29 protein-coding genes are annotated in these 25,951 nt (G+C 70.2%); 20 read left to right on the plus strand and 9 right to left on the minus strand.

What is annotated here, in order from left to right; all coding sequences use genetic code 11:
* Positions 1–127 precede the first annotated feature (127 nt).
* The 13 genes from ACFVYI_RS23485 (at position 128) to ACFVYI_RS23545 (ending at position 12,423) form a co-directional block, all read left to right on the plus strand.
* On the plus strand, positions 128–691 hold the full coding sequence (locus ACFVYI_RS23485) for a hypothetical protein (RefSeq protein WP_387888728.1): 564 nt from the start codon (positions 128–130) through the stop codon (positions 689–691).
* Positions 692–1,166: 475 nt separating this feature from the next.
* A complete protein-coding gene (locus ACFVYI_RS23490) occupies positions 1,167–1,769 on the plus strand; it encodes a hypothetical protein (RefSeq protein ID WP_387888729.1) in 603 nt (200 codons plus the stop codon).
* 10 nt (positions 1,770–1,779) lie between these two features.
* Complete coding sequence (locus ACFVYI_RS23495) at positions 1,780–2,757, plus strand: NlpC/P60 family protein (protein WP_387888731.1); 978 nt, start codon at positions 1,780–1,782, stop codon at positions 2,755–2,757.
* Positions 2,758–2,806: 49 nt separating this feature from the next.
* Positions 2,807–3,145 (plus strand): hypothetical protein, encoded by a 339-nt coding sequence (locus ACFVYI_RS23500; protein ID WP_051741238.1) that lies wholly within the window; start codon positions 2,807–2,809, stop codon positions 3,143–3,145.
* A 120-nt stretch (positions 3,146–3,265) separates the two neighbouring features.
* On the plus strand, positions 3,266–4,459 hold the full coding sequence (locus ACFVYI_RS23505) for a hypothetical protein (RefSeq protein WP_387888733.1): 1,194 nt from the start codon (positions 3,266–3,268) through the stop codon (positions 4,457–4,459).
* A complete protein-coding gene (locus tag ACFVYI_RS23510; protein WP_387888734.1) occupies positions 4,440–6,467 on the plus strand; it encodes a hypothetical protein in 2,028 nt (675 codons plus the stop codon). Before ACFVYI_RS23505 ends, ACFVYI_RS23510 begins: the two co-directional genes overlap by 20 nt.
* A gap of 3 nt (positions 6,468–6,470) precedes the next feature.
* Positions 6,471–7,997, plus strand: coding sequence for an SCO6880 family protein (locus ACFVYI_RS23515; protein WP_387888735.1), 1,527 nt, complete (start codon positions 6,471–6,473; stop codon positions 7,995–7,997).
* Positions 7,994–9,430, plus strand: a complete 1,437-nt coding sequence (locus tag ACFVYI_RS23520; protein ID WP_387888737.1) for an ATP/GTP-binding protein — start codon at positions 7,994–7,996, stop codon at positions 9,428–9,430. The genes ACFVYI_RS23515 and ACFVYI_RS23520 overlap by 4 nt, the downstream gene beginning before the upstream one ends.
* Positions 9,431–9,492: 62 nt before the next feature.
* Positions 9,493–9,813, plus strand: coding sequence for a DUF6238 family protein (locus ACFVYI_RS23525; protein ID WP_387888738.1), 321 nt, complete (start codon positions 9,493–9,495; stop codon positions 9,811–9,813).
* Between the two features lie 8 nt (positions 9,814–9,821).
* On the plus strand, positions 9,822–10,073 hold the full coding sequence (locus ACFVYI_RS23530; RefSeq protein ID WP_387888741.1) for a hypothetical protein: 252 nt from the start codon (positions 9,822–9,824) through the stop codon (positions 10,071–10,073).
* A gap of 30 nt (positions 10,074–10,103) precedes the next feature.
* A complete protein-coding gene (locus tag ACFVYI_RS23535; protein WP_387888743.1) occupies positions 10,104–11,546 on the plus strand; it encodes a type IV secretory system conjugative DNA transfer family protein in 1,443 nt (480 codons plus the stop codon).
* Complete coding sequence (locus tag ACFVYI_RS23540; RefSeq protein WP_387888745.1) at positions 11,543–12,016, plus strand: hypothetical protein; 474 nt, start codon at positions 11,543–11,545, stop codon at positions 12,014–12,016. The genes ACFVYI_RS23535 and ACFVYI_RS23540 overlap by 4 nt, the downstream gene beginning before the upstream one ends.
* Positions 12,013–12,423: a hypothetical protein gene (locus tag ACFVYI_RS23545; protein WP_387888748.1), complete on the plus strand. Its 411-nt coding sequence runs from the start codon at positions 12,013–12,015 to the stop codon at positions 12,421–12,423. Before ACFVYI_RS23540 ends, ACFVYI_RS23545 begins: the two co-directional genes overlap by 4 nt.
* Before the next feature lie 13 nt (positions 12,424–12,436).
* On the opposite strand, the gene ACFVYI_RS23550 is transcribed toward ACFVYI_RS23545, so the two are convergent.
* The 9 genes from ACFVYI_RS23550 to ACFVYI_RS23590 form a co-directional block, all read right to left on the minus strand.
* Positions 12,437–13,723 carry a serine hydrolase domain-containing protein gene (locus tag ACFVYI_RS23550; RefSeq protein ID WP_387888750.1) on the minus strand — a complete coding sequence of 429 codons (1,287 nt, stop codon included), beginning with the start codon at positions 13,721–13,723 and terminating at the stop codon, positions 12,437–12,439.
* Positions 13,720–14,628 (minus strand): aKG-HExxH-type peptide beta-hydroxylase, encoded by a 909-nt coding sequence (locus ACFVYI_RS23555; RefSeq protein ID WP_387888752.1) that lies wholly within the window; start codon positions 14,626–14,628, stop codon positions 13,720–13,722. Before ACFVYI_RS23555 ends, ACFVYI_RS23550 begins: the two co-directional genes overlap by 4 nt.
* A 109-nt stretch (positions 14,629–14,737) precedes the next feature.
* Positions 14,738–14,869, minus strand: a complete 132-nt coding sequence (locus ACFVYI_RS23560) for a hypothetical protein (RefSeq protein WP_387888753.1) — start codon at positions 14,867–14,869, stop codon at positions 14,738–14,740.
* Between the two features lie 106 nt (positions 14,870–14,975).
* Positions 14,976–15,842: a protein kinase gene (locus ACFVYI_RS23565; protein ID WP_387888756.1), complete on the minus strand. Its 867-nt coding sequence runs from the start codon at positions 15,840–15,842 to the stop codon at positions 14,976–14,978.
* Positions 15,842–16,486, minus strand: a complete 645-nt coding sequence (locus tag ACFVYI_RS23570) for a hypothetical protein (RefSeq protein WP_387888758.1) — start codon at positions 16,484–16,486, stop codon at positions 15,842–15,844. The genes ACFVYI_RS23565 and ACFVYI_RS23570 overlap by 1 nt, the downstream gene beginning before the upstream one ends.
* 4 nt (positions 16,487–16,490) lie before the next feature.
* Positions 16,491–17,219 (minus strand): hypothetical protein, encoded by a 729-nt coding sequence (locus ACFVYI_RS23575; protein WP_387888760.1) that lies wholly within the window; start codon positions 17,217–17,219, stop codon positions 16,491–16,493.
* Positions 17,216–17,848: a hypothetical protein gene (locus tag ACFVYI_RS23580; RefSeq protein WP_387888761.1), complete on the minus strand. Its 633-nt coding sequence runs from the start codon at positions 17,846–17,848 to the stop codon at positions 17,216–17,218. Before ACFVYI_RS23580 ends, ACFVYI_RS23575 begins: the two co-directional genes overlap by 4 nt.
* Positions 17,845–19,731, minus strand: a complete 1,887-nt coding sequence (locus ACFVYI_RS23585) for a radical SAM protein (RefSeq protein WP_387888763.1) — start codon at positions 19,729–19,731, stop codon at positions 17,845–17,847. Before ACFVYI_RS23585 ends, ACFVYI_RS23580 begins: the two co-directional genes overlap by 4 nt.
* 34 nt (positions 19,732–19,765) lie before the next feature.
* A complete protein-coding gene (locus tag ACFVYI_RS23590; RefSeq protein WP_387888765.1) occupies positions 19,766–20,797 on the minus strand; it encodes an NUDIX domain-containing protein in 1,032 nt (343 codons plus the stop codon).
* A gap of 213 nt (positions 20,798–21,010) precedes the next feature.
* On the opposite strand from ACFVYI_RS23590, the gene ACFVYI_RS23595 reads away from it, so the two are divergent.
* The 7 genes from ACFVYI_RS23595 (at position 21,011) to ACFVYI_RS23625 (ending at position 25,823) form a co-directional block, all read left to right on the plus strand.
* Complete coding sequence (locus ACFVYI_RS23595) at positions 21,011–21,871, plus strand: Scr1 family TA system antitoxin-like transcriptional regulator (RefSeq protein WP_387888766.1); 861 nt, start codon at positions 21,011–21,013, stop codon at positions 21,869–21,871.
* The gene (locus ACFVYI_RS23600) at positions 21,868–22,395 is read left to right on the plus strand and encodes a DUF397 domain-containing protein (protein ID WP_387888768.1); all 528 of its coding nucleotides are present in this window, start codon (positions 21,868–21,870) and stop codon (positions 22,393–22,395) included. The genes ACFVYI_RS23595 and ACFVYI_RS23600 overlap by 4 nt, the downstream gene beginning before the upstream one ends.
* Positions 22,396–22,535: 140 nt before the next feature.
* The gene (locus ACFVYI_RS23605) at positions 22,536–23,738 is read left to right on the plus strand and encodes a helix-turn-helix transcriptional regulator (protein ID WP_387888771.1); all 1,203 of its coding nucleotides are present in this window, start codon (positions 22,536–22,538) and stop codon (positions 23,736–23,738) included.
* A 76-nt stretch (positions 23,739–23,814) separates the two neighbouring features.
* Positions 23,815–24,414, plus strand: coding sequence for an HAD-IA family hydrolase (locus ACFVYI_RS23610; RefSeq protein ID WP_387888772.1), 600 nt, complete (start codon positions 23,815–23,817; stop codon positions 24,412–24,414).
* 205 nt (positions 24,415–24,619) lie between these two features.
* Positions 24,620–25,009, plus strand: a complete 390-nt coding sequence (locus ACFVYI_RS23615; protein ID WP_387888773.1) for a recombinase family protein — start codon at positions 24,620–24,622, stop codon at positions 25,007–25,009.
* A gap of 71 nt (positions 25,010–25,080) precedes the next feature.
* Positions 25,081–25,473, plus strand: coding sequence for a roadblock/LC7 domain-containing protein (locus tag ACFVYI_RS23620; RefSeq protein WP_387888776.1), 393 nt, complete (start codon positions 25,081–25,083; stop codon positions 25,471–25,473).
* A gap of 146 nt (positions 25,474–25,619) precedes the next feature.
* A complete protein-coding gene (locus tag ACFVYI_RS23625) occupies positions 25,620–25,823 on the plus strand; it encodes a DUF5999 family protein (protein WP_387888778.1) in 204 nt (67 codons plus the stop codon).
* The last annotated feature ends 128 nt before the right edge of the window (positions 25,824–25,951 follow it).

The following is a 25,951-nucleotide window of genomic DNA, read 5'->3' on the forward strand; positions in this document are numbered from 1 at the left end:
CCGCCCCCCCGCCCCGCCCGGGGGGTCCCTCTTTTTTTTTTTTTTCTTTTTTGTTGGGGGGGGGGGGGGGGGCGCGGCGCCCCCCCCCCCCCCCCCCGCCAGCCCCGTTGACCAGGAAGGAAAGGCCATGTGGCGACGTCGGCAGAACCGCGCCGAGGAGGCCGCCCGCGCCGAGGAGGCCGTCCGCGCCGAAGGCGAGCAGGCAGCGTCCGCACTCGCGGCCCATCTCCGGACCGGCGGCCGGCTGGTGCCGGTCGAGGTGGCGGGCGTACCGCTGGCCGTGGGCGAGACCGCCCTTGCGGACGTGTCGTGCTGGGCCGCCCGGTTCTACGGGACCGACATCGTGTATCCGCAGTCGACTGGGGGGTACTACGAGAACCACCCGACGTTCGGCCAGCAGTGGGTGCCCAACCCGCTCGACGCCCGGCGGCGGCAGGACGCCGAGGCCGCCGCCGAACAGCAGTGGCGCGACCACACCCCGGCCCGCCTCGTCCTGACCTCCACCGGAGTGCGGCTCAGGCCGGTCGGCTCCTCGACCTGGATGCCCTTCGACCACTGCCTCCTCACCGGCCTCACGGCAGGACCCGGGGAGCTCGTGCTCTCGTACAGCGTGTGCGCTCCGCTGCTGATCGGCGGGCCCGCCGCCCCCTGGCTCGGGGTGGCGATCGAGCACCTTCGCCAGGCCGGCTGAAACAGCCTCTCCACCACGAAGCCGGAACCTAATTCCTGGAATTAGGTTCCGGCTTTTTTGCTGATTCGAGTTGTCCGCAGACCTCTGTGAGGATTTAGGCACGGCCAACGCCACAAGGCGATTATCGGCCCGCCGGAGCCCGGCCAACGGGCTCCCCTTTTCCCGAGAGGGGCTGATGGCCTTGATATGAGCGACTGCTTTCGCGCACCCTCCCCTGAACTATGCCACGGGTTGACGGGTACTGGAATCGGCATCTGACCTGGACGAAGGTCTGCCGACAAGGCCAGTGGGCACTCAGCGGACAGAGGGCGGCACAGGACTGCCCCCTCGCCCGTGAATTCTACGGCGATGACCCGCCGATAAAGCCCGCAGAGGAAATCCCCCTCCCCTGCGAAGGGGTGTTGCGGCCCTCCCCCCTGGGGCCGCAACACCCAATCACTCGAAATCCCCCTTGCACCGAGATTGCGGATTCCCCATGCCCCGATCCACCCGTTTCATACGCATATCCGCCGCCATGGGCATCGTCGGCACGCTGGCCGCACTGTCGACCGGCTGCTCCAGCGGGCCCGACGCTTCCCGCCCCTCGGCCGCGCAGCCGAACACCGTCTCGGCGGGCTCCGCGGTGGCGACCTCGGTCCGGTCCGCAGAAGACCCGGCGGCACCGCCGAACGCCACCTTGCCGGCGGACGTCGACCAGGCCGCACGGGCGTTCACCACCGCCTACGCCGAGCACGACGCCCGCGACGGCAAGGACAGCTCGTTCGCCGACGCCGGGGCCCGCGCCTCCCAGATCGCATCCGGCGACCTGGTGGCCATCCTCAGCCAGAAGCGCCCCGGCCAGGAGGCGGCCTGGGCAGCGCTCCGCGCCGAGCAGGCCCGGCAGACCGTCGAGATCAACTCGACCAAGGTTCCCGACGGCGCACCGGCGCCGACCCGAGCCGTCGCCCTGGTCCGGGTGAACTACACCCTCACCACCACCCCGGCCTCCGGGCCCGCGCGGCGGAGCGGTGAACAGCTCGCCCTGCGCCTTGAGCACGTCTCCCAGGGCTGGCGGGTCACCGCCCTGCCCTGGGCGTGACGAGGCCGCGATGAACACGGGCTCGAAGTTCGGCCTGGGCCTCGCCTCCGCCATGGTGGTCACCGGCATCGCCCTGCTGACCACGTTCGGCGGGGCCGACAGTGCCTCCGCCAAGGAGGCCGGCCCGGGCGGCGGCATCTCGACGGACGCACCCGTCCCCGGCTGGGTCCGGGACCTCATCAACAAGCACGCGGGACTGTGCCCGCAGGTGACGGCCAGCCTGCTGGCGGCCCAGCTCTACACCGAGTCGAACTTCAATCCCGACGCCGTGTCTCCGGTCGGCGCCGTCGGGATTGCGCAGTTCATGCCCGGCACCTGGGCCGAGCACGGCCAGGACGGCGACGGCGACGGGATCAAGGACATCCGCAACCCCGCCGACGCCATCGCGGCGCAGGCCAAGTACGACTGCACCCTGGCCAAGGAAGTCAAGGACGTGCCGGGGGACTCCACGGAGAACATGCTCGCGGCCTACAACGCGGGCGGCGGGGCCGTGATCAAGTACGGCGGCATCCCGCCGTACGAGGAAACCCGGAACTACGTCCGCAGCATCCGCGACCTGGCGGCCAAGTGGGCGGACGCCGTCCAGCCGAACCTCCCGGTCGGCGAGGGAGCCGCCCGCGCGATCTCCGCCGCGAAGACGGCGCTGGGGACTTGGTACCTGTGGGGCGGCCCCTGCGAGTCGCCGTACACCGGCGGGAGCGGCTGCGACTGCTCGTCGCTCACCAAGATGGCCTGGGCCTCGGCAGGGGTGAATTTGCCGAGGGTGACCTACGACCAGGTCAGGGCCGGTACCGCCGTCGCCAGCGTCTCTCAACTGGCCCCGGGCGACTTGCTGTTCAGCGTCCCCGGGGACTCCGGCCCCGAGCACGTCGGCATGTACATCGGCAACAACGAGGTGATCGACGCCCCGCACACGGGCGCTCAGGTCCGCATCCAGCCGCTCAGTGTCTGGACGCCTCAGATCATCGCCATGCGGCACGTCGGCTAATCGCCACAAACACCCTCATTTCATCCCACACTCACCAAAGGGCCTGAACATGTACAACCTCCTGTCTGCCGCTGCCGATCCCTCCCTGCACACCACCCTCGCCGCAGGTGCCGACGTCGTCTCCGGCGTCACCCCGGACTGGGGCCCCTTCGGGAAGCTGGGCGGCACGGCGAAGGTCATCCTCGGCGTCATCGCCGCCGTCACCCTCGTCATCGGCGCAGGCGCGTTCCTCGCCGGCGTCGGCAAGTCGAAGGGGTGGTTCGGCGAAGGCCACAGCACCATGGAGAGCAGCCGTGGCAAGGGACTGATGGTCGGCGGCCTGACCGTGGTCTTCCTGGTGGCCAGCTTCGGCACCATCTTCGGCATCACCTACGGCATGGGCGTGTGACCCATGGCCTCTCGACTCCGTAGGAGAAACGATTCTTCACGGTCGGCCGGACCACCCCGGCCTGCCGCCAAGCTCTCCGGCATCGCCGCAGGCGGGGTCGCGGTCGTCACGCTGGCCGGAGTGATCGTCAGCTTCGCCACCGGCTCGCCGTCCACGCCCGCCCCCTCGGCGCCCTCGCCCGCACACGCGGCCCCGCAGGTGAACGTGGAGCGCGCCCGGGCGGTCGACGGTGTCCCCGTCGGCTACCCGCACACGCAGGACGGCGCGAAGGCAGCGGCGGCCAACTACACCGTGGTCAGCGGCAGCACCGCCTTCCTCACCAACAGCGAGCGTCGGCACCGCGCCGTGGCGGCCATGTCCGCCCGGGACGCCGCCGACGCAGCCGGCAAGAAGGCCGACCTGGCCGCCGCCGAGTCGGTCGCCTCCCTCCGGGGCGACAACCCGGAGGTCTCCGCCGATCAGGCCATCGCCCGTACCGGCGTCCTCTCCGCCCGCGTCCTGGGCTACGACGACCAGGGGGCCATGATCCGGCTGTGGACCACCACGGTCCGCGGCAGCGCGGCCGGGCACGCGACCCCGGTGGCGGGGTACCGGTCGGTGACGGTCACCCTGGTCTGGGAGGCCAACGACTGGAAGCTCAAGGACAGTTCGAGCACCGCCGGGCTCGTCGCGCCGATCGACGCGCGGCAGGCGTCCAACGTCGCCGCCGACTTCTCCGGCTACGTGCCGGCCGCTGCGGACGATCCGGTCGTGACCGGTGCGGCCCGGCCGGACGGCCTCCCCGCGCCCTACGAGCAGAACGAGCAGGGGGCCCGTGCCGCTGCGGTCAGCGCCGTCATGCTCTACGGCGACACGCGGTTCTTCACCGATGAGCAGTGGCGGCACCGGATGCTGGCCGCCACCGCAGCACCGAGCGTGCTCAAGTCGGTCACGTCGGACTCCGACGCGACGGCCCGCCTCGTCACGGAGAACCGCGGGGTCGGCACCAACGGCAAGTCGGCGGACGGCAGCGAGCTGATCACCCGGACGGCCGCCCTGGCGACCCGCACCATCTCCTGCTCCGGCCAGGCCGCGAGCATCGAGCTCTGGACCGCGTCGGCGGGCGGGATCGCGGGCGGGGAGGAGACCCGCCGCCCGCAGGTCGCCTTCCTGCGGATGACCGTGGACCTCACCTGGGCCGACGGCACGTGGAAGACGACCTCGGTCACGCCGTCCGCGCCTCTCGTGCCGTCGCCGCCCGCGATGCAGCAGGCGGACTCGGCCGACAGCTTCTCCGAGGTGGGGGGTGTCGGCAATGCGCCTGCGACTGCGTGATGACGCCCCCGGCCTGCTGCGGGTCGAACGGACCGCGCCGAGCCGCTGGGGGCGCCGGCTCCGGACCATCGCAGTGGTCAACGTCGTCCTCGGGTTCCTCTTCGTCCCGGCCGCGGTGGCGAACCCGTTCTGCTACATCCCGATGGTGTGCGAGGCCAAGGCTGCGATCGACTTCGTCAAGGACCCGCTCGGCTTCCTGCTGCAGAAGCTGACGGAGGCCAACATCTGGTTCCTGCGCAAGATGTTGGAGTTGATCCAGGCCACCACCAAGATCGACCTCACGTCGCCCGGCTTCCTGAAGCAGTACGCGATCATTTTCGCGGCCAGCTGCCTGCTCACCGTGGCGCTGTGGTTCGTCGCCGTGGCCAAGCGGGCGGTCCGCGGGGTCGGCATCACCACCGCCGTGTCGGAGGCGATCGGCTTCCTGCTCCTCCAGTTCACCGTCAACGCGCTGACGCCGGGGGCCCTCGCCCTGCTGCTCAAGGCAATCGACGAGGTCACGGCGGTCTTCGAGCCCTACGCGACGGAGAACTTCAAACCGTTCCTGGAGAACATCCTCACGGTGATGGCGGCCAACCCGAGCGAGGGCGTGGGGCAGCTGCTGGTGGTCAACCTGATCATGATGGCCGGCGCGCTGCTGATGTGGATCGAGCTGCTGATCCGCAGCGCCGCGATCTACGTGGCCGTCGCCCTCGGGCCCATCGTGAACGCCGGTCTGGTCGACCGTGACCTGTGGGGCAAGAGCAAGAAGTGGTTCGGTGCGATCTTCGCCATCGGCTTGTCCAAGCCGGTCCTCTTCGCCCTGCTGGGCCTGGGTGGCGCCGTCCTGAGCGACACCACGGGTTCCATGTCCGACGCGGTCTCCAAGACGCTGGTCGGCGCGCTGATCCTCCTGCTCGCGGTGTTCGCGTCGGCCACGCTGTACAAGTGGCTGCCGGAGTTCGGCGACCACATGGCACAGCTCCACCACGACCGGAAGGCGGCCCAGTCCTCCGGCCCGGCCGCCGCGATCGACGGCCCCGGGCAGCACGCGAACCGGGCGATCAACTCCCGTGTGCAGGACTCCCTGGTGGGCGGCGGCGGGAAGTCCGCTGGCGCCAAGGCGGCCGGAGCCAAGATGGGCGGCGGTACCGCCGCTGCGGGCGGGCCCGTCGCCGTCGGGGCGGCCGTGGCCAAGGCCGGACTCGACATGGCCAAGAACAAGGCCGCCAGTTCCCCCGGCGCGCAGGGTGCGGACGCCGCCAACGGCGGCCTCGGCTCCGACCAGGCCCAGGGCCACTCCGAGACGAGCGGCCACACCGGAGCCCCGAGCGCCCCGGCAGGCACCTCCTCCGGTGCGGTCGTCGGCTCGGCCCCGGACTGGTCCGCGGCCAGCGGCCACGCCGCTTCCGACGCTCCGGCCATCGCCAGCCCGGAGGGCCCGACGTCCGGTCCGGTCGTCGGCTCGACCCCGGACTGGTCCGCAGCCAGCAGCCATGCCGCTTCCGGCGATCCGGCCGCTGCCCGTCCGGCGGGGGCAACCTCCAGCCCGGCCCCGGCCTCGCCGGGTGGCAACGCAGCCTCTGGGGCACCGGCCACCGCCGGCTCGCAGGGCACGAGTTCCGGACCGGTCGTCGGACCGGCCGCTGCCCCGCCCGGCGGCGACGCAGCCTCCGGCACTCCGGCCAACGCCCGCCCGCAGGGCACGAGTTCCGGTCCCGTCGTCGGAGCGACCCCTGCCCAGCCTTCGGCGCCGCAGTCCCGGATGGCGCTCAACTGGGACAGCTTCGCCGGAGCCTCCCCTGCTCCGGTCGCCGCACGGCCGCTCGCGCCGCAGGCTCCGTCCCCGGCGGCACCTGCCCCGGCACCCGTGCCCCCGACGGCACCGACGCCCCGCCCGGCACCGCACTCCTCCCCTTCCCCCGTTCAACGAACCACCCCGGCCCCCGGACCCTCCGTCCCGACCGCGCCGCCTTCGCGGCCGATTGGCGGACAGGCACCCGGCCGGCCGGACCCCAGCAAGGACTGACCCATGTCGACTCGTACGTACCAGTTCGGAAAGCACCGCCCCACGGGCCTGGTTGGCCGCCGCGACCTCGGCGAGCAGGTCGTTCTCGGCAGCGGCGCCGTGACCGGCCTCCTGCTCGGCTTCGCGTTCAGCGGCGCGACAGCCCTCGCGGCGACGGGCCTCGTGGCGCCGATCCTGATCGCCCTGGCGATCGTCTACGCCCCGTACCGGCCGAAGGGCACCTCACAGCGGCGGTCCCTCTACCGCTGGTGGCGGATCAACCGCTACCACCGCAAGGCGCTCCGCCGTACCGGCGGTGTCTGGGTGTCGCCTGCGGTCGAGGCGGGCGTGCGCCGTGACGGCACGCCTCCGGACGCCGCGTTGACGGAGCCCGAAGGTATCGCGGGCATGACCTGGGTTCCGGTGACGGTCCGCGGGCAGCAGGCCGTCGTCGTCCTCCAGCCGGAGGCCGGCTGCGTCACCGCCACGCTGGAGGTCAGCTCTCCCGGCCTGGGCGGCAAGGACGTCGGGGAGCAGGTCGTCGCGCTGGAGCGCTGGGGGGAGTTGCTCGATGCGTTCGGCAACGTCGAGGAACACCCGGTGAAGCGGATTCAGGTCCTCGCCCGGCAGATGAAGTCCGACCCGTACGCCCACCAGCGGTTCATCGCGCAGCGCGACCAGTCCGCGGCGACGGCCAACGCCCCGCAGTGGCTCAAGGACTCGTACAACGAGCTGGCCAACGCGGTGTCGACCAGCGCCGAGGAACACCGGTACTACATCACCATCCACGCGAAGTTCACCCGGGACCTGGCGGCCGAGGGCTCCGCCCGGGGAGCCGGTGACGACGGGATCGCCGCTGCGATGGCCATCTACCTGGACGAGCTGTGGTCCCGCGCCGAGGACGCCGACCTCTCGGTGGTCGCCCCGCTGGACGAGGGCCGGATGACGGCCTTGATCCGTAACAGTTTCGACCCTGACCACGCCATCTGGGACAACGACCTCCCCAGGGCTCACGCCTTCCCGCGCAACGTCGACGTCCGCCAGGGCAGCCACGTGGCCACCCGCGCGGCGGGAAGCACCGAGAGCTGGTTCCACGCCACGGCCTACGTCGCCAGCTGGCCCACCACGCCCGTCGGCCCCGGCTTCCTGTCTCCCCTGCTGATCGGGATGCCCGACGTGATCCGCACCTTCTCCATCACGCAGCAGCTGGAGCCGAACGACAAGGCGGTGGAACGCATGTTGGCGGAGGACACGAACAACCAGGCGGAGATGCACCGCGACCGTCAGCGGGGCAGGAACATCGACCCCCGCGACCAGATCGCCGCGAGCGCCACCGGCTCCCGGGGCATGGCCCTGGCCGCCTCCGGCGCGGCCGGCTCCGCGGTCGTCGGCTACATCACGATCTCCGCCCGCAGCATCGAGGAGCTGGAGCGCACCAAGCGCACGACCGCGAGCCGTGCCCGTAACTCGAACCTGCGGATCGAGTGGCTCGACCTCGAACACGCCCGTGCCTTCGCGAACACCCTGCCCCTCGCCGGAGGCATCAAGTGAGTGACCTGCTGACCCTCGCCCCGCTGTCGCCGATGCACCAGACCGTGCGCCGCCCGCTCTACACCGAGACGACCACCAGCCAGGCCCTGTTCCTGCCGGTGGCCCCGCCGACCCTGGGCAGTGCAGGCGCGATCATCGGCCGCGAATTGTATTCCGGAAAGGCATTCATCTACTGCCCTTTCGTGGCCTTCGGCGACGGACTGCCCGGCGGCAACATGATCGTCATGGGCGATACCGGGCGTGGAAAGAGTGCCCTCACCAAGACCTATGCCGCGCGGCAAATTCGCCTCGGCCGGAAGGTCGTGGTCCTGGACACTAAGGAGCAGAAGGAAAGGGAAGAGGGCGAATGGGCGGCACTCGGCCGTTCGCTCACCGGAAAGGCCCCGGTGAAGTTCGCCCCGGGCGGCGGGTCCGGTGCCTCCTGCATCAACCCGATGGACCCCGCCATCTCGGGCAAGAGGCAGACCGAGTTGGTCAGGACGATCGTTGAACTCGGCCTGGGCAAGACCCTGGACGAGTTCGCCGGCTCCGCCTTGCGGATCGCGATCCGCCGGGCCCACCAGCGGGCGGAGACCCTCGGGCGCACGCCGCTGCTGGCGGACGTCGCCGCCGCGCTGCGGGCACCCGAGGAGTCCGACGCCGTCGCGAAGCAGCGGACCCGGGACGAACTCCTCGGCGACGGACTCGAAGCGTCCTACGTCCTCGACCGGCTGTGCGGAAGCGAGCAGGACTCGACGGGGGACCTCGTCGGCATGCTCGACGGGCCGACCAGCCTCGGGGTGGGCCTCGACAGCGACATGGTCGTCTTCGACCTCACCAAGGTCCCGTCCGGCGGCGTCGCCATGACGATCCTGGTCGCCGTCATCAGCGTGTTCCTCGAAGAGGTCTGGCTGCGACCGCTGTGCGAGTGCGGGGCGGAGCCGAGCCAGCACGAGCGCGTCGTGGTCGACGCGGACTCCGGCGCTTGGGAGGTGGGTCCGAACCCGGCGACGGGCTGCCGCCGCTACACCCAGCGCAAGCGCATTCTTATTGCTGAGGAAGCGTGGCACATTCTCGGCACCCCTCAGCTGGCCGCCCTGCTCGAAAAGTTCCTGAAGTTTGCACGCGGTCTGGGATTGTCGTGCATTTTCATCGTCCACCACTTGTCAGATATTGATGACTCCCCGGAGACGCAGGCGGCGCTGAAAATGGCCGATACCGTGGTCATTTACTCGATGAAAAAGGCCGAAGCGGAAGCCACCGTGGCCAGACTGGGGCTTCCCTCCTGGACGGCGGACCACATCGTGCGTCTGCGTCGAGGAATCGCGCTGTGGGTGGTGGGAGAGGTGATCTATCCCGCCGTTCAGCACCTGCTGGTGGTGGCGGAGCAGCACTTGTGCTTCTCCTCCGGCTCGATGACCGACGTCTCCACCAGTTACCCGGAGGCGGCGTGAACGGCTCCCGTCACCTCCTCGCCGTCGGCCCCGTCCAGGCAGATCCGGAACGGACGCGCTCCATGACCATCACTACCGCCGGGACCGCGCTCCCGGTCGACCACCACGCGGTCCGCGGGGAGATCGACCAGCTGCACGCCGACGCCCTCGAACTCGCCCGGCGCACGAAGGCACTGGCCACCGTCCTCGACCACGGGGACTACTCCGCGGCCGGAGGTCGTGTCCGGGCCGCCGTCACCCACCTCTGGCGCGCGGCCGAGGACCTCCACGGCGCGTTCCACACGGCTCCCCCGCGGTGTGCCGGGCCTGATGCGGCGGTCTCCCAGCTCTGCGGCCGGCGTATGCGCTACCTCGCCGCCCGGGTCGGACAGAGGGCCGCGTAGTGGACGTCATGCCCAGTGGGATGTCCGTGGCGCTGTACGCCGTCGCCGCCGTGTGCGCTGTGGCCATGGCCACCGTGTGGCTGCTGATGAAGCGGGGAGCCCGCAACGCCGGGTTCGCGGACAAGGGCCTGCTCAAGCGGCAGCTGTCTGCCGCAGCTGTCCTCAAGGCCACGGAGATCCGGCCCTCCCTCACCAGCGGTGACGCCCGCCAGCGCCGCACAGCGGTGCCCCTGGCGAAGAAACGATCCGCCTCCCGCTGACCCACCTCCCCCACTCGTTCGGAGCACGCCTTGCAACACCCTCTCCTCCCGCACGACTTCGGCTACTCGCTGGGGACCTCCCAGCGCCCGAAGGGCGTGGATCTCTGGTCCCGCGCCGACAAGGCGTGCCGGGTCATCGGTCCCATGGGCTCGGGGAAGACCCTGCGCTTCTTCGCCCCGACCATCCGCCGGTGGCCCGGGCCTGTCCTCGCCACCTCCACAAAGGCGGACCTGGTCGAACTGACCCTCGACGCCCGGCGCACCGACGGCCGTCCGGTCCTGGTCTTCGACCCGCAGGACATCGCTCCCTCCTTGCCGAAGTTCCGGTGGACGCCGATCACGGGCGCCGCCGAGACAGAGACCGCGATGATGAGGGCCAAGGCGTTCGTCGCCGGCTCGCGCACCCCGGGGGCCGCCGCGCAGTCCAGCGAGGGTGCGGCCTTCTACAGGGGCCAGGCGGCCAAGATCCTCGCGGCGTACTTCCACGCCGCCGCCCTCGACGGGGCGGGCCTGGAGTGGGTGTTGAAGTGGGCGCGCAAGCTGACCGATCCCGCGCCGGTCGGCATCCTCGACGCCCACCCCGGCGCCGGGCCCGGCTGGGCGGACATGCTCCGAACGGCCACCACCGGCGACAGCCGGACCGTCGGCAACACCGCCTCGACCCTGGACGCGGCCCTCGCCCCCCTCATGCACGAGTCGGTCCTCCGGGCCCTGCTGGGAGACGGCGAGGACCCCACGGACTTCACCGAACTCCTCGACGCGGGCGGCACCGTCTACCTGCTCGGTAAGGACAGCGAAGTGAACAGCGTTGCCCCGCTGACCACCGCGATCACGGAAGACCTGCTCGACATCGCCGAAGCTCACGCCGTCGCCTCGCCCGCCGGCCGACTCGACCCGCCCCTCCTCGGCGCGCTGGACGAAGCGCCGAACATCGCTCCCATCCCCAGCCTGCGGCAGCGCGTCGCCGACGGCCGCGGCCGGGGCATCACCGTGATCATCGGCCTCCAGGGCTGGGCGTCGGCCCGCGCCCGGTTCGGCGAGGACACCGCGAACGAGCTGGCGAGCTTCACCAACAACGTCGTCGTCTTCGGCGGGGCGAAGGACCCCGGCTTCCTCAAGGACTTGTCCGACCTGTGCGGTCAGGTCGAACGCGAGCGCACCACGAAGACCACCAGCGGCGGCGACCGTGGCAGCCACTCGACCGCCACCCACATGGCGCTGGAGCCGGTCCTGCGGAGCGACGAGATCAGGTCGCTGCCGGAAGGCCACGCGCTTGTGCTCGCCGACAACCTGCCTCCCGTGATCACTCGCCTCGACGGCATGTGGACCTGGGACTCCTGGCCGGAGATCGAAGCGCACGTCCACCAGTTGCGTGCAGCGAACGAGACGGAGCGCCGCCGACGGTCCGCAGCGAAGAAGAAGCAGGCCGCAGCTCACGCCGCTGCCTGGGCCGCGCGGGGAGCCGCCGCGTGACGAATCCACTCGCGCAGTTCAAGCCGTTCCCCGAGCCGCCCGCGCTGATTCTGGAGTACATCGCGGAGCGGAGCGCGGAGGAGTCCGTGGTCGACGGCCCCCCGCCGTGGGACCTCGGCGCCCTGTCGGCCGAGCTGATCGAGCCGATGCCCGCGTGGCTGGACGCGGTGTGCCGCTGGCTGAACGAGGCGTACGCCTGGCAGCCGCAGGACGTGATCCCGCCTTGCTGGAAGAAGCACGAAGGCTTGGGGTACGAGATCGCCGCCCTGGCCTTCGCCCGGGACGACGCTTACGCCGACGCGGGCTCGACCGTCGTCTGGCACGAGCAGTACGACCGGTTCCTCAGCCGGATGAACAAGGCCCTCGGCAAGGCCGGCGACGACTGCCGCCTTGGACGGCACGACGACCGGCCCGCACGATTCCAGCTCGCCGCCTGGACCGATGAGACCACCGGAGGTACCGCATCGTGATCTCGAACCCTCACGTCGTCTTCGACACCGACCCGAAGCGCGGGCTGCTCGCGCGAAGCGGCTGGGAGCAGGTGGAGGCCCGCGCCGTGCTCCGCGATCTCGGATGGGAGTGGCAGGAGGAACTGCACGCCCTCGTCCCGCCCACCGACACGCCGGATGTCGACGCCGGAGTCCAAGCGGTGGAACAGCTCCACATGCACGGGTACCGGACAGGGTTCTCGGTGGGGCCGTTCGGCGCGATTCGGCTGACCACTGCTCGTGCTGAGCAGGTATTTACGAGAGCCACGGCTACGGAGCCAGCTCATCCGACTGAGCCCGACACGACGAAGACGCGATATGCCGCATACGGCGGGCCGAGCAACCTGGATTCGGTCTCGCCACAAGCGCTGACTGCACCGCCGCTCTAACAGTCGGCAGCGCTCAGCTGTGGCGACCCACGCAGTCAGGACGGCCGCAGTCGTACGTAGGCAAGGCCGGGCCGTTGTGCATGGTGAGGGTGTAGCCGTCCCCCTCCCAGGTGGCGGGGCCGGCGGGGGCGAGGCGATCTGCGGTGCCACGGCGCCACAGGTAAAAGGTGTCCCCGGTCCGGGTGAGGCGCAGGGTTCCCGGGACCTGGTCACAGGCAAAGTCACCAAGCTCGCGACGGAGCGGTCCGCCGTCTTCTTCCCTTCCGTTGCCAGCAGCTTCTACCGCTCGTCGCGCGTGGCCAACCGCCAGGGGCAACAACTGCTCCAGATCATGGCCTGGGTGCGCAGAGAGTTCGCGGAGCACGGCAGCCACGGCATGGTCCGCAGCAAGGTCGGCACTGTTGGCCAGGCAGACAATCCGCAGACCGTCACGGGTGAGGTGGGTGACGGCAGAGAAGCCGTGTTCGTGGCCGTAGTGGAAGACGGCGGTGTGCCCGGGGCGGGGATCGGCGTACAGACCGGGCCCGTACACGTACGGCTGGTGGTCGGCCGTCCGGTAGCCGAGCACCTCTTCCCCGGGCAGCAGGGTGTTGTCGTGCTGCCACCGCTGGTGGCGGTGGCCGAGCCAGCGGTCGAGATCGCCGGTGGTGGTGAACAGGGTGCCGGGGCCGGGCAGGGCGACGGGGGTCTGGGTGTGCTGCCAGCCGTCCCGGGTGGGCCGGTAGGCGGCTGCGGCGCCGGGGATGACCTGGCGGGGGTCGGCCTGGAAGTGGGTGGCGTGCATGCCGAGCGGGTCGAAGATCCGTCGACGGGCGAGGTCGGCCAGCGTCGTGCGGTGGACGGTTTCGAGGAGTTCGGTGAGTAGGAGGTAGTTGGTGTTGCTGTAGAGGAACTGCCCTTCGGGCAGGGCGCGTTCGCGCTGCCGGTAGGCGAGGGTTCGCAGGTCGTCGGCGGTGTAGTGGTCGAGGTCGCGCAGTCCGGCGAGGGAGAGCAGGGATTCGGCGTCGCGGATGCCGGAGGTGTGGGTGATCAGGTCGGCGATGGTCACGTCGGTGAGCTTCAGGCGGGGCAGTAGGTCGGCGGCCGGCTGGTGGAGGTGGATCAGGTTGTCGCGGGCTGCGAGCAGGACCAGGTGGGCGGTGATCTGCTTGGCGACGGAGCCGGTGTTGAAGGCGGTGCCGGGCCCGATCGGGACGTGGTGCTCGACGCTGGCCAGGCCGGTGTGCCAGCGGGCTGGTTCCTGGCCGGGGAGGCGGACGAGCAGGGTGAGGCCCGGGGTGCCTGGGCGGTCGGCGGTCACAGGGTGAGCGCCTGGCGGTGGACGGCGGCCAGGCGCTCGCGCAGGTCCTCGTCGCCGACGAGTTCGAGGGCGCGCGGGTGGTCGGCGGCGGTGGTGATGAGGTGGCCGCGCTGCTGGTCGAGGTAGGCGGTCAGGAAGCGGTGCACGTCGCCTTCGGTGTGCTCCAGGACGCGGGCGGTGTAGAGCATGGTGAGGGGGAAGGCCCAGCAGGCGTGGAGGAACCCGAAGGCGGGCCGCATGCTCTGCTTCCACGGGGAGTGGAACGCGGCCTGGTCGTCGATCTTGCAGCCGGTGGCGGTGAGGGCGTCGTTCAGCCAGTTGTGGCCGGCTTCGTGGATGAGGTCGCGGGCCAGGATGATGTGGTCGCCTACGTGGTCGAGGAAGACGGTGCCGGGCAGGCGGGTGATGGTCCAGCTGTCGAGGGTGTGACCGAGCTGCTTGGTCCGTAGCAGGACCACCACGACGGCGTGGGCGGCCAGCAGGGTACCGAAGCCGGTGTCGGCGGCGGTGGCGAACGCTCCGGCCGCCAGCGTCCGCAGGGGGATCGGCGCGGGTCCGGTGACGGGCCCGAGCACGTAGTACGGGGTCTCCGAGATCGGGGAGCGGGGCAGGTCGGTGAGGTCGGGGGCGACGACGACGCGCGGGCCGATGCCGGTGGGGGTGGAGCTGGTGGCGGCGTCGGCGTACAGGTTGGCGGTGTACCAGTCGAAGGTGGCCCGCTCGCCCGAGCGGGCGGCGCTCTCGGCGCCTTCGAGGGCGTGGTGGGCCAGGCAGTAGTCGGCGGCGGGGCCCAGGCCCGAGGGCCGAGGCTGGGTGTCGGGGCTGAGGATCGTGTGGATCTTGCGGGTGCGCTCGTCGTGCAGGCGGGTGGTCGGCGGGAAGTCGAAGAGGCCGGGGTTGTCCACGTGTGGGCTCCTGTTCGAGTGAGGGTGGCCCGGGGCCGGGCCCGCCGCGGTCGGGTCCGGCCCCGGGTGGTTACCGTCGGCGTTCAGCGCGCCGGACGGTTACGGGTGTTCAGGCGGCGTCGCCCTCGGCGGCCGGCCAGCCCTCGGCGGAGACGCTGGAGGTGTGGGCGGTGGTGCGGACGTCCTCGTCCTCGCCGCGCAGGTCCTCGACGGCGTCCAGGAACTCGGAGATGCGGTCCATGGCGGTGGTTCCCTTCTGGTTGTCCGGATGGTGCTGATGGATGCCCTTCGCGTCGGTGCTCGGGCACCGGGCGGTGATCTCGCCCTGGGCACGGCGGCCTCCCTGGTCAGTACCGGGCGGTGCGAGCGGCGGTGCGGAGTGCGGCGGCGAGGTCGTCCATGCCGGGGCGGTCACCGGGTTGGTCGGCGAGCGCGGCGACGAGCAGGGTCCGCAGCACTGCGGGGATGAGTGCGAGGTTGGCGTGGCCGCCGAGGCGGGGGATGTCCGCGCACAGGTAGCGGTAGATGAGAACGCCGAGGCTGAACACGTCGGCCGCAGGTCCCGCCTGGTGGTAGCCGGTGATGTACTCCGGCGGCCAGTGGACCTCGGGGCCTCGGTGCTCGGGGCCGCGCTCGGCGGACAGGCGGCGGGCCGCGCCGAGGTCAGTGATCATCCCGCGGCCCTGGTGGATGAGGATGTTCTCCTGGTAGACGTCCCGATGGACGATGCCGCGCTGGTGGAGAGTGGCCAGGCCGTCGCCGACGTCGGCGAGGATGTTCAACCCCTCGTCGGTGTCCTTGTACGAGGTCATGAAGGTGCGGAAGTTCCCGCCGTCGCACAACGGCATGGTGTACCAGTCGAACCGCTCGCCCTGGGCCTGGTCCAGCAGGGGGACGACGTGGTCGGCTCCGCTGACGGCCTGCGTGAGGTCGGTCTCGTGGCGGAAGTCCTCGCGGGCCAGTGCGCGTTCGGCCTCGCTCATCTGCGCGTACCAGTAGAAGCCGTACGCCGCGGGCCGCTGGTCGGCGGAGAGTTCAGCCAGGACGTGATTGCTGCCGAAGCCCGCCTTCAGAACGACGGACTGCTGCCCGTCTCGGTGGGCGGTGACCAGGGTGCTGGCTCGGGTGAACGCGAGGAGGTCGCTCACCTGCCAGCCGTCCGAACGTAGCTGGTCGAGGACCCAGGCGGCGGGGTGGAGGGGGTGGAGGTTCATCAGCTCGCTTCCGTGGTCGTGGGCGGGCGAGTGGAGCCGTGCATGTAGGTGAGGCAGTCGGCGGCCAGCTGGTCGAGGTCGTCCGTGGTGGCACAGGGCCGCCGCCAGACCTCCAAGCCTGTGCAGATGGTCCAGGCGGTGGCGGCCTGCCGATACAGGTCGGCGAGGCGAGCGGTGGTTTCCGGCTGGTCGCTGAATCGCAGTGCGGTCTCCCGGCCGGCGAGCCGGTTCTGGCACAGGTCGGGGTCGGTAGTGAGCAGGACGGTCAGATGGGGGCGGGCCTGTTGCTGGTCGGCGAGGCGCCTGACGTACTCGGCGACGGGGCGACGGTGGACCAGGGCGAGCAGGCAGGCGGTAGACAGGCTGAGCCGGTCGGCGATCACCGGGCCGCAGGCGAGGGCGGGGGTGAGGTTGAAGCGAGCGTGAAGGTCGAGGTCCCGGCAGGCTGCTTCAACTGCGTCGGCCGGGTCGTCGGCGCCGTGTCCCGCCCGAAGGCTTACCAGGGTGCGGGTGGCGGCGAGGGAGAGCCAGGAGAACTGGCCGATGTGGTCGAGGGGGATACCTCGGGTGCGGGCGTCGGTCAGAAGCCGGTCGCGCAGGGTGCTCTTGCCGGCGCCGGGTGTTCCTTCCAGGGCCATGAGCACGTGGTCAGCTCCTCGGTTCCTCGGCGGCGAGCCAGCTGATGAACTTCGCGCACCGCCCGGCGGTGACCGGCGCGGTGCCGTGGGCGAGCTGGGAGCCGTACAGCAGCGCGGTGCCGGGGGCCGGATCGACGGACCAGCGGGTGCGGGGAATCTGCTGGAACCACGGGCTGGAGTTGTCGGCGCCGTCGTGGGCCAGCCACATGCCGTCGGCGTAGCCATGCGAGGCCGGGTCGGGGGCCTGGCGGTCCCAGAGCCGGTCATGAGAGACGGTCTCGATGTAGAAGCCGCCGCCGGAGTCGGCCGCAGTGATGACGACGCTGATGCCGGCGATCTGGCGAGGCCAGGCGAGCGGGTCGGGGGCGATACCGTCGAGGTGGCTGGTGATGTGCTGGCCTTCGCCGTACTCGACGTACGTCCACGGGCGGCACACGGTGATGGAGGGCATGACCCGGGCCAAGGCCGGGCGGGCGCGTTCGAAGGCGTCCTGGAGGATCTTCTCCGCGGCGGCGGGGATGTCCCGGATCTCGATGCGGCCAGCGGGCTCGTAGACGGCCATGGCCTGCTCGTGGCTGTGGCCGGGGATCTCGTGGATGGAGGTCCGGCGCCCATCGCCGAAGCGGCTCGGGTCATCGGCGAGGACGCCGTGCATCAGTGTGGCGAGGTGGAGTCGTTCGTCGGGGCAGAGGAAGTTCTCGATGCTGCTGACGCCGACGGTCTCGGCTATGTGGATCACGGGGTGGGCCTCCTTGTTTCGAGGACGCGGCGGATGTCGTCAAGGTCGGTGCAGTGGTTGAGCCAACTGACGACCGGGCTGCGGCCACCGGCCAGTGGATGGCGCCACAGGGCGAGGAGTTCGCCGGTCAGCGGCAGCTCATCGGCGCCGGGCAGCAGCCAGGCCCCGGCCTTCTCCGTGCCATGGACGGCGGGGCAGGGGGCGTGGTGCTGGCGGACGAAGACGCGGGTCATGCGGGTGGCGGCGGCCTCGCGGCATGCCTGCCGGGTCTGGGTGTTGGGCTCGGGACGTTGGTAGGCGTGGTGCTCGGTGGCCAACCAGGTTTCGGCGAGGGTGGTGGCTGCGGAGGAGACGCGGCACGTCGCACAGCATCCCGGCCCGTGCGTTGGGCAGCGTCGAGCGTGGGCGCCGAGGGTGGTGGTGATCTCGTCAAGGACGGCCCATGCCGTTCCGGCCAGCAGCCCGGCCGCGTCCGGCCGCTCTTTCCCTGCCGGGGTGCGATGGTTGCAGCAGGTCTCACCGCTGACAGCGGCCGGGGCCGAGGGTAGGGCGGGCTCGATGAACAGGGCGTGGAAGTAGGAGATCCGTCCGAGCAGTTGGTGGACGGTCACCTCGTCGCCGGGCCTCATCCCGCCACCGTCGTGGAAGCGGCAGCGGCTGGGGTCGGCAGCGGGCAGGCGCACATGGTGCCCGTAGGGTGTTCGGCGGTCAGTGCGTAGGCCAGAGCGCCGATGGCGGAGTCCAGGTGGGCGAAGTAGCCGTCCCAGTCCTGCCGGTGGTCCGGGTGGAGGCTGAGGTCGAGCACCGGGACGGTGGTGCCCGAGGTCTCGCAGGTCAGTTCGGAGCGGCCGACGCGGACCTCGATGCCGCCGGGCAGCACCGTGGCGGCGGCGGTCGCCGCGCGACACAAGGCTGCTGCGGCGCGGGCGTACTCGGCGCGGTCGCGCGGCAGCAGGCCGACCCGCAGTTCTGCTGCCTCCAGGTCCAAGCCGTCGTACGGGTGGCCCTGGCAGCTGTCGTAGGTGATCAGCCCCCAGCCAATGGTGAGGGCGTCGACCAAGGGCCAGACGCGGTGCTCGATCGCCTCGCGCCACTGGGGGTGGGCTGGGTCGAGGTCGTCGGCTTCGTGGATACCCGCCTGGCCGACGGTGTTGATGTTGCCGTGCTCGCTGGTGTGCAGGCGAACCTCGGCGCGGACGTCGGCGGGGTTGTCCCAGCGGGTGGTGAAGGTGTTCACGTCGCGCATGCTGTTCGGGGTGCGCGGGCTCCAACGCAAGGTCTGGCACCAGACGCCGTCCGGGTTGTCGGGCTGGGCAAGGAGGGCGGCGATGCCGTCGACCATGCGCATCCGGTAATCGCAGTACGGGTCGCCGTCCGCAGCCGGGTCCTGACGCCAGCGGGTGGCGATGCACCCGCCGCCGCAGGTGGCGCGATAGTCGCAGCTGGTGCACTTGGCCATCAGGGCCTTGCCCTGGTTCAGCAGGATGGAGTCCTGCTGAAGGCGGGCAAGCTCGTCTTGGCCGGTGACCTCATCGAGCTGAACAAGGCGGGCCTGGGGCCAGGGCAGTTCGTCGCAGCTACCGAATCGGTTGTCGGGGTAGAGGGTGAAGACGTGGTCGCACTTGAGGTCGGAGAAGTGGCAGAAGCCGGTTCCTAACCCGCGCAGGCGCCGGATCGTGGAGACGGCCGGCTCCAGCTTGATGCGGGCGAAGTGCCCCGCAGTGACCCAATGAGCGGTGGCAGACAGCACGAACTCGGCGTACTCGTCCGGGTGGATCGCCCATGCCGGGCCGCCGTCGCCCACGAGGGCGGCTTGCTGGAGCAGACGGCTGGCCGGGAGGCGCCGGGTCCGCACCATGGTGGATCGGCGGATGGCGCTGTCGAAGGCGGGCACGAAGCTGACCGCGTTGACCGCCTCGAAGGCGGCAAGGTGGTCCAGCACCTGCTCGGCCCTGCCCAGTATGGCCGGGGTCACGGTGGCGATGACGCCGATCTTGCGTCCCCGCTCAGCCAGCAGTTCCAGGGCCGCCGCGACACGGAGGTAGACGGGCTGGCCGTCGTAGCCGATGCGCCAGGCGTTACCTTGGGCGTCGCCGTCGAGGGAGACACCGATCTGTAGGCGGGGGCAGAGCTCGTCAAAGAGGTCAAGCCACCGCTCGTCGAGCTGGACGCCGTTGGTCTGCATCGAGACCCGCACGACCTGCGGCTGGGCGGCGAGTTCGCGCAGGACCTCGGCTATGGCCTCGCGCCCGGCGGTCAGCGGTTCCCCGCCGTGGAGTTCGACGGCGAGCGGACGGTTCCGGAAGAGCCGGGCCAGCTGTCCGATTTGGTCGGCGCTGATCCGGGCTCCTCCGGGCACCTCCTTGCGCTTCTCGTAGCAGTGGGGGCAGTCGATGTCACAGGTCTCCCCGCGCAGCTTGACGATCACCGACACCGCCGTGCTGGTGTCCTCGGGCTGAAGGCTCCGGTAGAGCCGGTCGATCGGGTGGTGCTGTTCGGTGGTGCGGTGCATCGGCTGCCTCCCTTGCTGCCGTGACCGGTCGGGATCAGTCGGACAGGAGTCCCAGTAGGGCGCCCTGGCCGGACTGGAGGATGTGCGCGGCCTCCAGCGGAATCCAGAAGCACTCGAAGTGGGTGGGCTCCTGCTCGCCGTCGTGGTCCTCCTGGCTCATCCACCGCTCCGGGGTGGGCTCGGTGAGTTCCAGATGGAAGACGTGCCGGTGCTGAATCTCGAACCGGTAGGGGCTGATGTCGTACTCGGTCTCACCGAGCTTGCTGACGATCTTGAACTCCGTGAGCCCGGTCTCCTCCCGGGCCTCCCGCAGCGCTGCGGCTTCCGGGCTCTCCCCGGGGCGGATGCTGCCGGCCGGGACCTGGATGCCGACCTCCTCGTAGCTGTAATCGGTGTGCCGGAAAACCAGCAGCCGTCCGTCGCGCACGACGTAGACAAGCACCTTCTCCTTGGTGACCTTCTCGGGCATCGAGACATCCTCCACGTGGTCGGAAACGAGCACCGGGAGCGCACGGGACCGCGGCTCCGGCCCCTGCGGCCCGTCAGTGAGGCCGCGCCGGGGAACCCACGAGTCTAGGGCTCCCGATGCACCGTCAATTGCCGTGCCAGACACGACTCCACGACGCTCGGACCCCTGTGCGACCGGCCGGTCAGCCGGAGGCTTTCCCTCGGCGAGGCGAAGGCTGAACCCGATCTCCTTGCCCTGCGGAAGGACTTCGGTCTCCAGGTCACCCACGAGGCAGGTGAGCAGGTGGAGCCCTCGTCCACCGGTCGCGTCCGGCTTCGGCTCCCGGGCCTGCGGCAGCCGGTCATCGAAGTCGATGACGCCGACACGAACGCCGTCCACGGTCTCCCGCACCAGCAGCTCACCGCCGCCTGCGGTGTGCAGGAGGACGTTGCTCAGCAGCTCGGTCACCCCCAGCTCCACCACGTCGCTGAACTCACCCTTTCGCCACATCCGCAGCTGGGCCCGCACGATCTCGCGCACTTGCGCCATCACCTCGGGCCTGAGCATGGGGAGGACCATGCGGAACTCGCCGAGCCGATCGACAGCGGTGACAGACATCAGCCCTCCGGATCGCGGCGAAGACAGGGCAGATCATCGCGCTCCGTGCCCGCAAGGGCACTCTGCGCTCGACCGAGGTTCGATGATGGCCCTGCCGATGGCAGAAGGGCAAGGGCACCGAAGAGGAAAGTGTTTCCTTTTGGCGATCTGTCATATGCACCTACTGGCGCGGGCACTACGCTTTCCCTGCACTGCTGCCGATCGGGAGGTGCCATGGCCGTCGAGCCGACCCCGCGCCGAAGGCGCCTCGGGACCGAGATCCGCCGCGCCCGCGAGGCACTGGGGTGGAGTCAGGAAGAAGCAGCCCAGAGCCTCGGCTACAAAGCCCTGTCGACGGTCAGCAAGATCGAAAACGGAACCCAGGGAGTCAAGCTCCAGCTCCTCCCCCACTTCTTCGAGGTTCTCCAGATCCATGACGCAGCCCGGCGAGAACAGTGGCGCGAACTGGTCCGCCGCGCCGGCGAACCGGACTGGCATCAGCGCTACGAAGGCGTAGTCGAGGACCCCCTCAGTGACTACCTGACCGAGATCGAGGAAGCCCTCGACCTGTTCCACTGGAACTCGGGCGCCCTGCACGGCCTGCTCCAGATCCCCGAACACGAACGGGCGATCATCGAGGGCAGCCGGGCCTGGACCACCGCCGAGGACATCGAACGCTTCATCGCCATGCGCGCCGAGCACCGCCAAGCCATGGCCGAGCGGCAGCCGCCCCTGAAGATATGGTCCGTGATCCCCGAAGGACTCCTCCGTCAGGAAGTCGGCGGGCGAGCCGTGGCGAAGGCCCAGGTCGAACACCTCATCGACCTACTCAAGGACGACCCGAACACCACGATTCAGGTCCTGCCCCTCAGCGCCGGGGCGCACTCGGGCATGGATGGCCCATTCATGCTCATGTCATTCGCAACGGGCACCGACACCGTCACGATCGAGGCCACCCGCGCGCGCCTGCACCTCACCGACCCCGAGTCGGTCGAGGTCTACCGCACCACCAGTAACCACCTGAAATCCGATGCCCTCAGCCAGAAGGCATCCCTGTCCCTGCTCAAGACGATCGCCAAGGATCTCGCAGCATGAACACGACCGACCTCGACGCCGCCCGGCTCGCCAGCGAGCTCGCTGGAGCCGAGTGGCAGACCGCCAGCAGCGGCGGTACCAACTGTGTAGAGGTCACCTTCCTGAAGAACGGCGTGGTCGCATTCCGCGACTCGCTCAATCCTGAGCAGCAACCCCTACTGATCAGCGACGGGGGGTTTGCGGCCTTCACGGTCGGCATTCTCGGCGGCCTGTTCCAGAGGCCGACGCGGCTTGACGCCGACCCAGTCACGGCAACCACCAAGAACAACCTCCCTCCCGTTTGGCTAGCGGAGCAACTCACCGAGGCTCAGTGGCATTTCGCGGGGTCCGAAAGCCTTGAGGTGGCATTCCTTCCTCGCGCAATCACTGCCTTCCGCGAGCCGAACAGCACCCCCGGCTCGCACGTCCTGATCTTCGCAAACTCGGAGATCAGCGACTTCTACGAAGGCGTCCGGAACGGGAGGTTCCGCCGCAGGGAGGGCTTGACGCTGAGCCCCCCAGGCCCTCTAGAGCTCGTCCGCTGAGCGGCTCACCGGGGCCGACGAAGTCCATCTCAGTCTCGTCAATTCACTTCATTCCGCTGACAGTTCACTCCCAATAGAAACCAACCGGCGGAGTGATCGCGCGGGTATCGTCCAGGAACGAATCAGTGGAGGGGAAACCAGTGAGTCAGTGGCAAGACTTCACCACAGGCGAGCGGATCAAGATGCTCAGGGGAAAGGAAACCCAGACTGACCTGGCTGAACGGTCCGGGCTGTCGAAGCACACGATCCAGAAGGCCGAGCAGGACAAGAACGTCTCGTTACCAACCCTGCTTCGTCTCGCGGAGGCGCTGCACTCCGACGTGTCGGTGATCCTCGGGCAACAGGCACCACGGCGCGGGATGGGGCGAGACGACCGCTCGATGCTGCGTGAGCTGTCGCGGACGGTCCACGACACCGCTGCGGGTGTACTGGCCGATCCCGCCGAGGGTGCTGCTCCGGGGCCGGCTGATCTCGCCGACGCCGCCGAGCGGATGTGGCGGATGTACTGGCGCGGGGCGTATGCCGAGGCCGGCTCGTTGGTCGCGCCGTTCCTGCGGTCGGTGGCGCTGTTGGCGCAGGAGGCGCCGACTGGCCAGGAAGCTGAGGCCAACGGTCTGATGTCGGATGCCTTCCGGGCGGCCGGGTTGATCGCCAACTTCCTTGGGGCACGGGACTTGGCGTACGCCTCGATCGGTCACGCCATCCGGCACGCGGAGTTGGCAGCCGATCCTGTGCGGGTGTCGATGTTGGGGTCCGCGCGAGCGCGGGTGTTGCTACGGGATGCGCGGGTGGAGCAGGCGTTGCGCGAAGCCGAGGCGGCGGCGGCCCGCGCTGAGCTGAGGTTCTCCGAGCAGGGGACGGGGCTGCTGGCCGCTTACGGGAAGAACATCATCTTCGCGGCGGTCGCGGCGTCCCGGCTCGGTGACTCCGAACGGTCCGCGGACCTGCTCTCGCAGGGCCATGCGGTGGCGGCGCGACTGGGCCGCGACGTCTTCGGGAACGGGATGCAGTTCGGTCCGTCCTACGCTGGCGCCCAGGCAGTGGGGATCAACGTCACCCTCGGGAACGCGGGCAAAGCGCTCGACCTCTCCCGACGCTTCGATCCGTCTGGCCTGACCCAGGCCGCGCACAGCAGGATGCAGCTGGACATCGCGCTCGCGCAGGCCGACTCGCGGCAGTGGGACACATCCCTGGACACACTGCTGGAGGTCTGCTCGGCACACCCGGAGTGGGCCAAGCATCAGGCAATCCCGGGGGTGATCATCCAGCGGGCCGGTCGCGCCGGGAACTCCAGGATTCGGAAGTTGTCTGAGATCCTGGGGACCTCTCCGATCGTCCGGTGAGCACTGGTCCATACCCTCAGCTTGGGAGTGCCCGTTGTCGTCCTACCGCGGCCTGATACTCGACTTCGCGGGAGTGATGACCACTCCGATCGGCCAGTCCTCGCGGGCGTGGTGTGCCAGCGAGGGGTTGCCGGCCGACGCCTGGCGGCGCACGCTGGAGGACGATCCGGCGGGGCGGGCGTTGTACGTGGAGCTGGAGCTGGGCCGGATGCCGCAGACCGAGTGGAACCAGCGGACCGCAGCGCTCATGGGCGTCTCCGGTGAGAACCTGATGGGCAGGGCGCACGGTGGAGTGCGGGCGGTGGTGGAGATGGTGGAGTTGGCGCAGCGCGCCCGCTCCGCCGGGATCGTTGTCGCCCTGCTGTCGAACTCCTACGGCTTCGACCCGTACAACCCGTATGCGACGACGGGAGTCTGGGACCTCTTCGACGTGCGGGTGATCAGCGGGGTGGAGGGCGTGGCGAAGCCGGACCCGGTGATCTACCAGCGGACCCTGGAGCGCATGGGGCTGGCAGGCTCCGAGTGCGTGTTCGTGGACGACCACCGGCCAAACCTGGCGCCCGCCGAGTCGCTGGGGATCAGGGCGGTGCTCGCCGACGGGCCCAGCACCGCCGCTCGGGTGGCCCGGCTGCTGGACCTGGACCCCGTCGAGCCGAGCCCGGCGGCCTGCTACTGACGCAGCGACAGGGACCTGCGGGCGGTGAACTCCTACGTACCGTACGACTTCCCCCTCCTGCGATCTTCGGAAGTCGTACGGCTCGCAGGTTCACTCAAAGCGACACTGGCGTGACAGTAGTGACATGCCTTCGGACGTACCTCGATCGCCGGGCCGTGTCCCTGTAGCGATCTACCTCGCCTCTCCGGGTGGAGACCCCGGCGCCGTGCTGGAGACCCACTGCCGGAAGTTCGCAGAGTCCCGCGAGTGGGTGGTGGCCGTCGTTTTCACCGACGCGGGGCAGCTCTCTTCGTTGGAGGAGCGGCCGGGCTGGCGAGCCGCCCATGAGGCCCTCACGTCCGGAATCGCGCGGGGCGTGGTGACGTGGACCCGTTCGATGGTGGCCGACAGCGCTGAGGCGTGGGCGCGGTCCGCTGTGCTCGTCGGCGACCTGGGCTGCTTCCTGGTGGCCGTAGCCCTCGACACCCCCGGCCAGTCGCTCTACGGCCGGGGCGTCCAGGAGCTGGCGCCGGCGGGCCGCCGCCCGGATGCGCGCCGCGCACCGGGCGCAGGCATCCCTCACCCTGAACCCGCGCACGACCGCGGCGGCCCGTGACCGCACCGTTCCGCGTCAGGCCGATCCTTCCTCCGACCTCACCGCCCCCACCGTCTGGCCAAGGAGCAATCGTGCAGCCACATCCGCAACCGCCCTTCCTCAGCGATCTGGTGACCGGAACCAGCGGCGCCGTCGCGGCCATCCAAGTCAGTCCCGAGGGCCTCGTCACGGGCACCTCGCCCGGGATCAGCCGCGACGACGCCGACAAGTGGGCCGCGCTGATGGCCGCGCTGGGCGCCGTGAGCGCCAGGAGCGTCGACGTCGCCGGCGAACTCACGTCCGGCGGATTCCCGTGGGGGCACAGCGTGATCGAGGACCGCTTCGGCCAGACCCTCACCTTGGTCGGCGCCCCCGATCAGTCGATGCTCGCGGTGGTCGGCGAAAAGGGCGCGGACCTGGGCGAGATCGTGGGTCGGATGATCGAACTCGCGGACCAGGGCCTCCCCGCGCCGGTGGCGGTGTGATCGTCACGCCGCAGCAGGACGGCCGCCGAACCGCACTGCTCGGGAGACTCGACCGATCCGAGGCCATCGCCAACCCGTTCCTTCCCACGGCTACGTAGCAGCCCAAGGTGGCCACTTTCCGAACCGCACCCGAGAGGACAAGCACCATGTGCCGGCACACCCCGCCGTGCCCGACGGCCGCCGCCCCCGACAGGGACGCCGCGCTGCCGATCGCACACCATCCTGAGCAGGGCTGGAGCCTGCTGTGCAACCAGGTGCTGATCTTCGACGACACCGGTGAACTGCTGCCGGACGGAACCGTGATCGCGCCGAACCGGCCGCTCGCGACTCCGGTAGGAAGTGGCGCATGACCTACTCCGAGATCGTGGCACTGGACTATCTGTCGCGCGCCATATAGACGGCCGCCCGGCGGCCCGGATGTTACCGGCCGAGTCGTCGGGCGGTTAATCACCCCGGCGCGGACTGACGCCTCGTCCCT

Origin of the sequence: Kitasatospora sp. NPDC058218, from assembly GCF_042882445.1 — a bacterium.
Taxonomy (GTDB): Bacteria; Actinomycetota; Actinomycetes; order Streptomycetales; family Streptomycetaceae; genus Kitasatospora.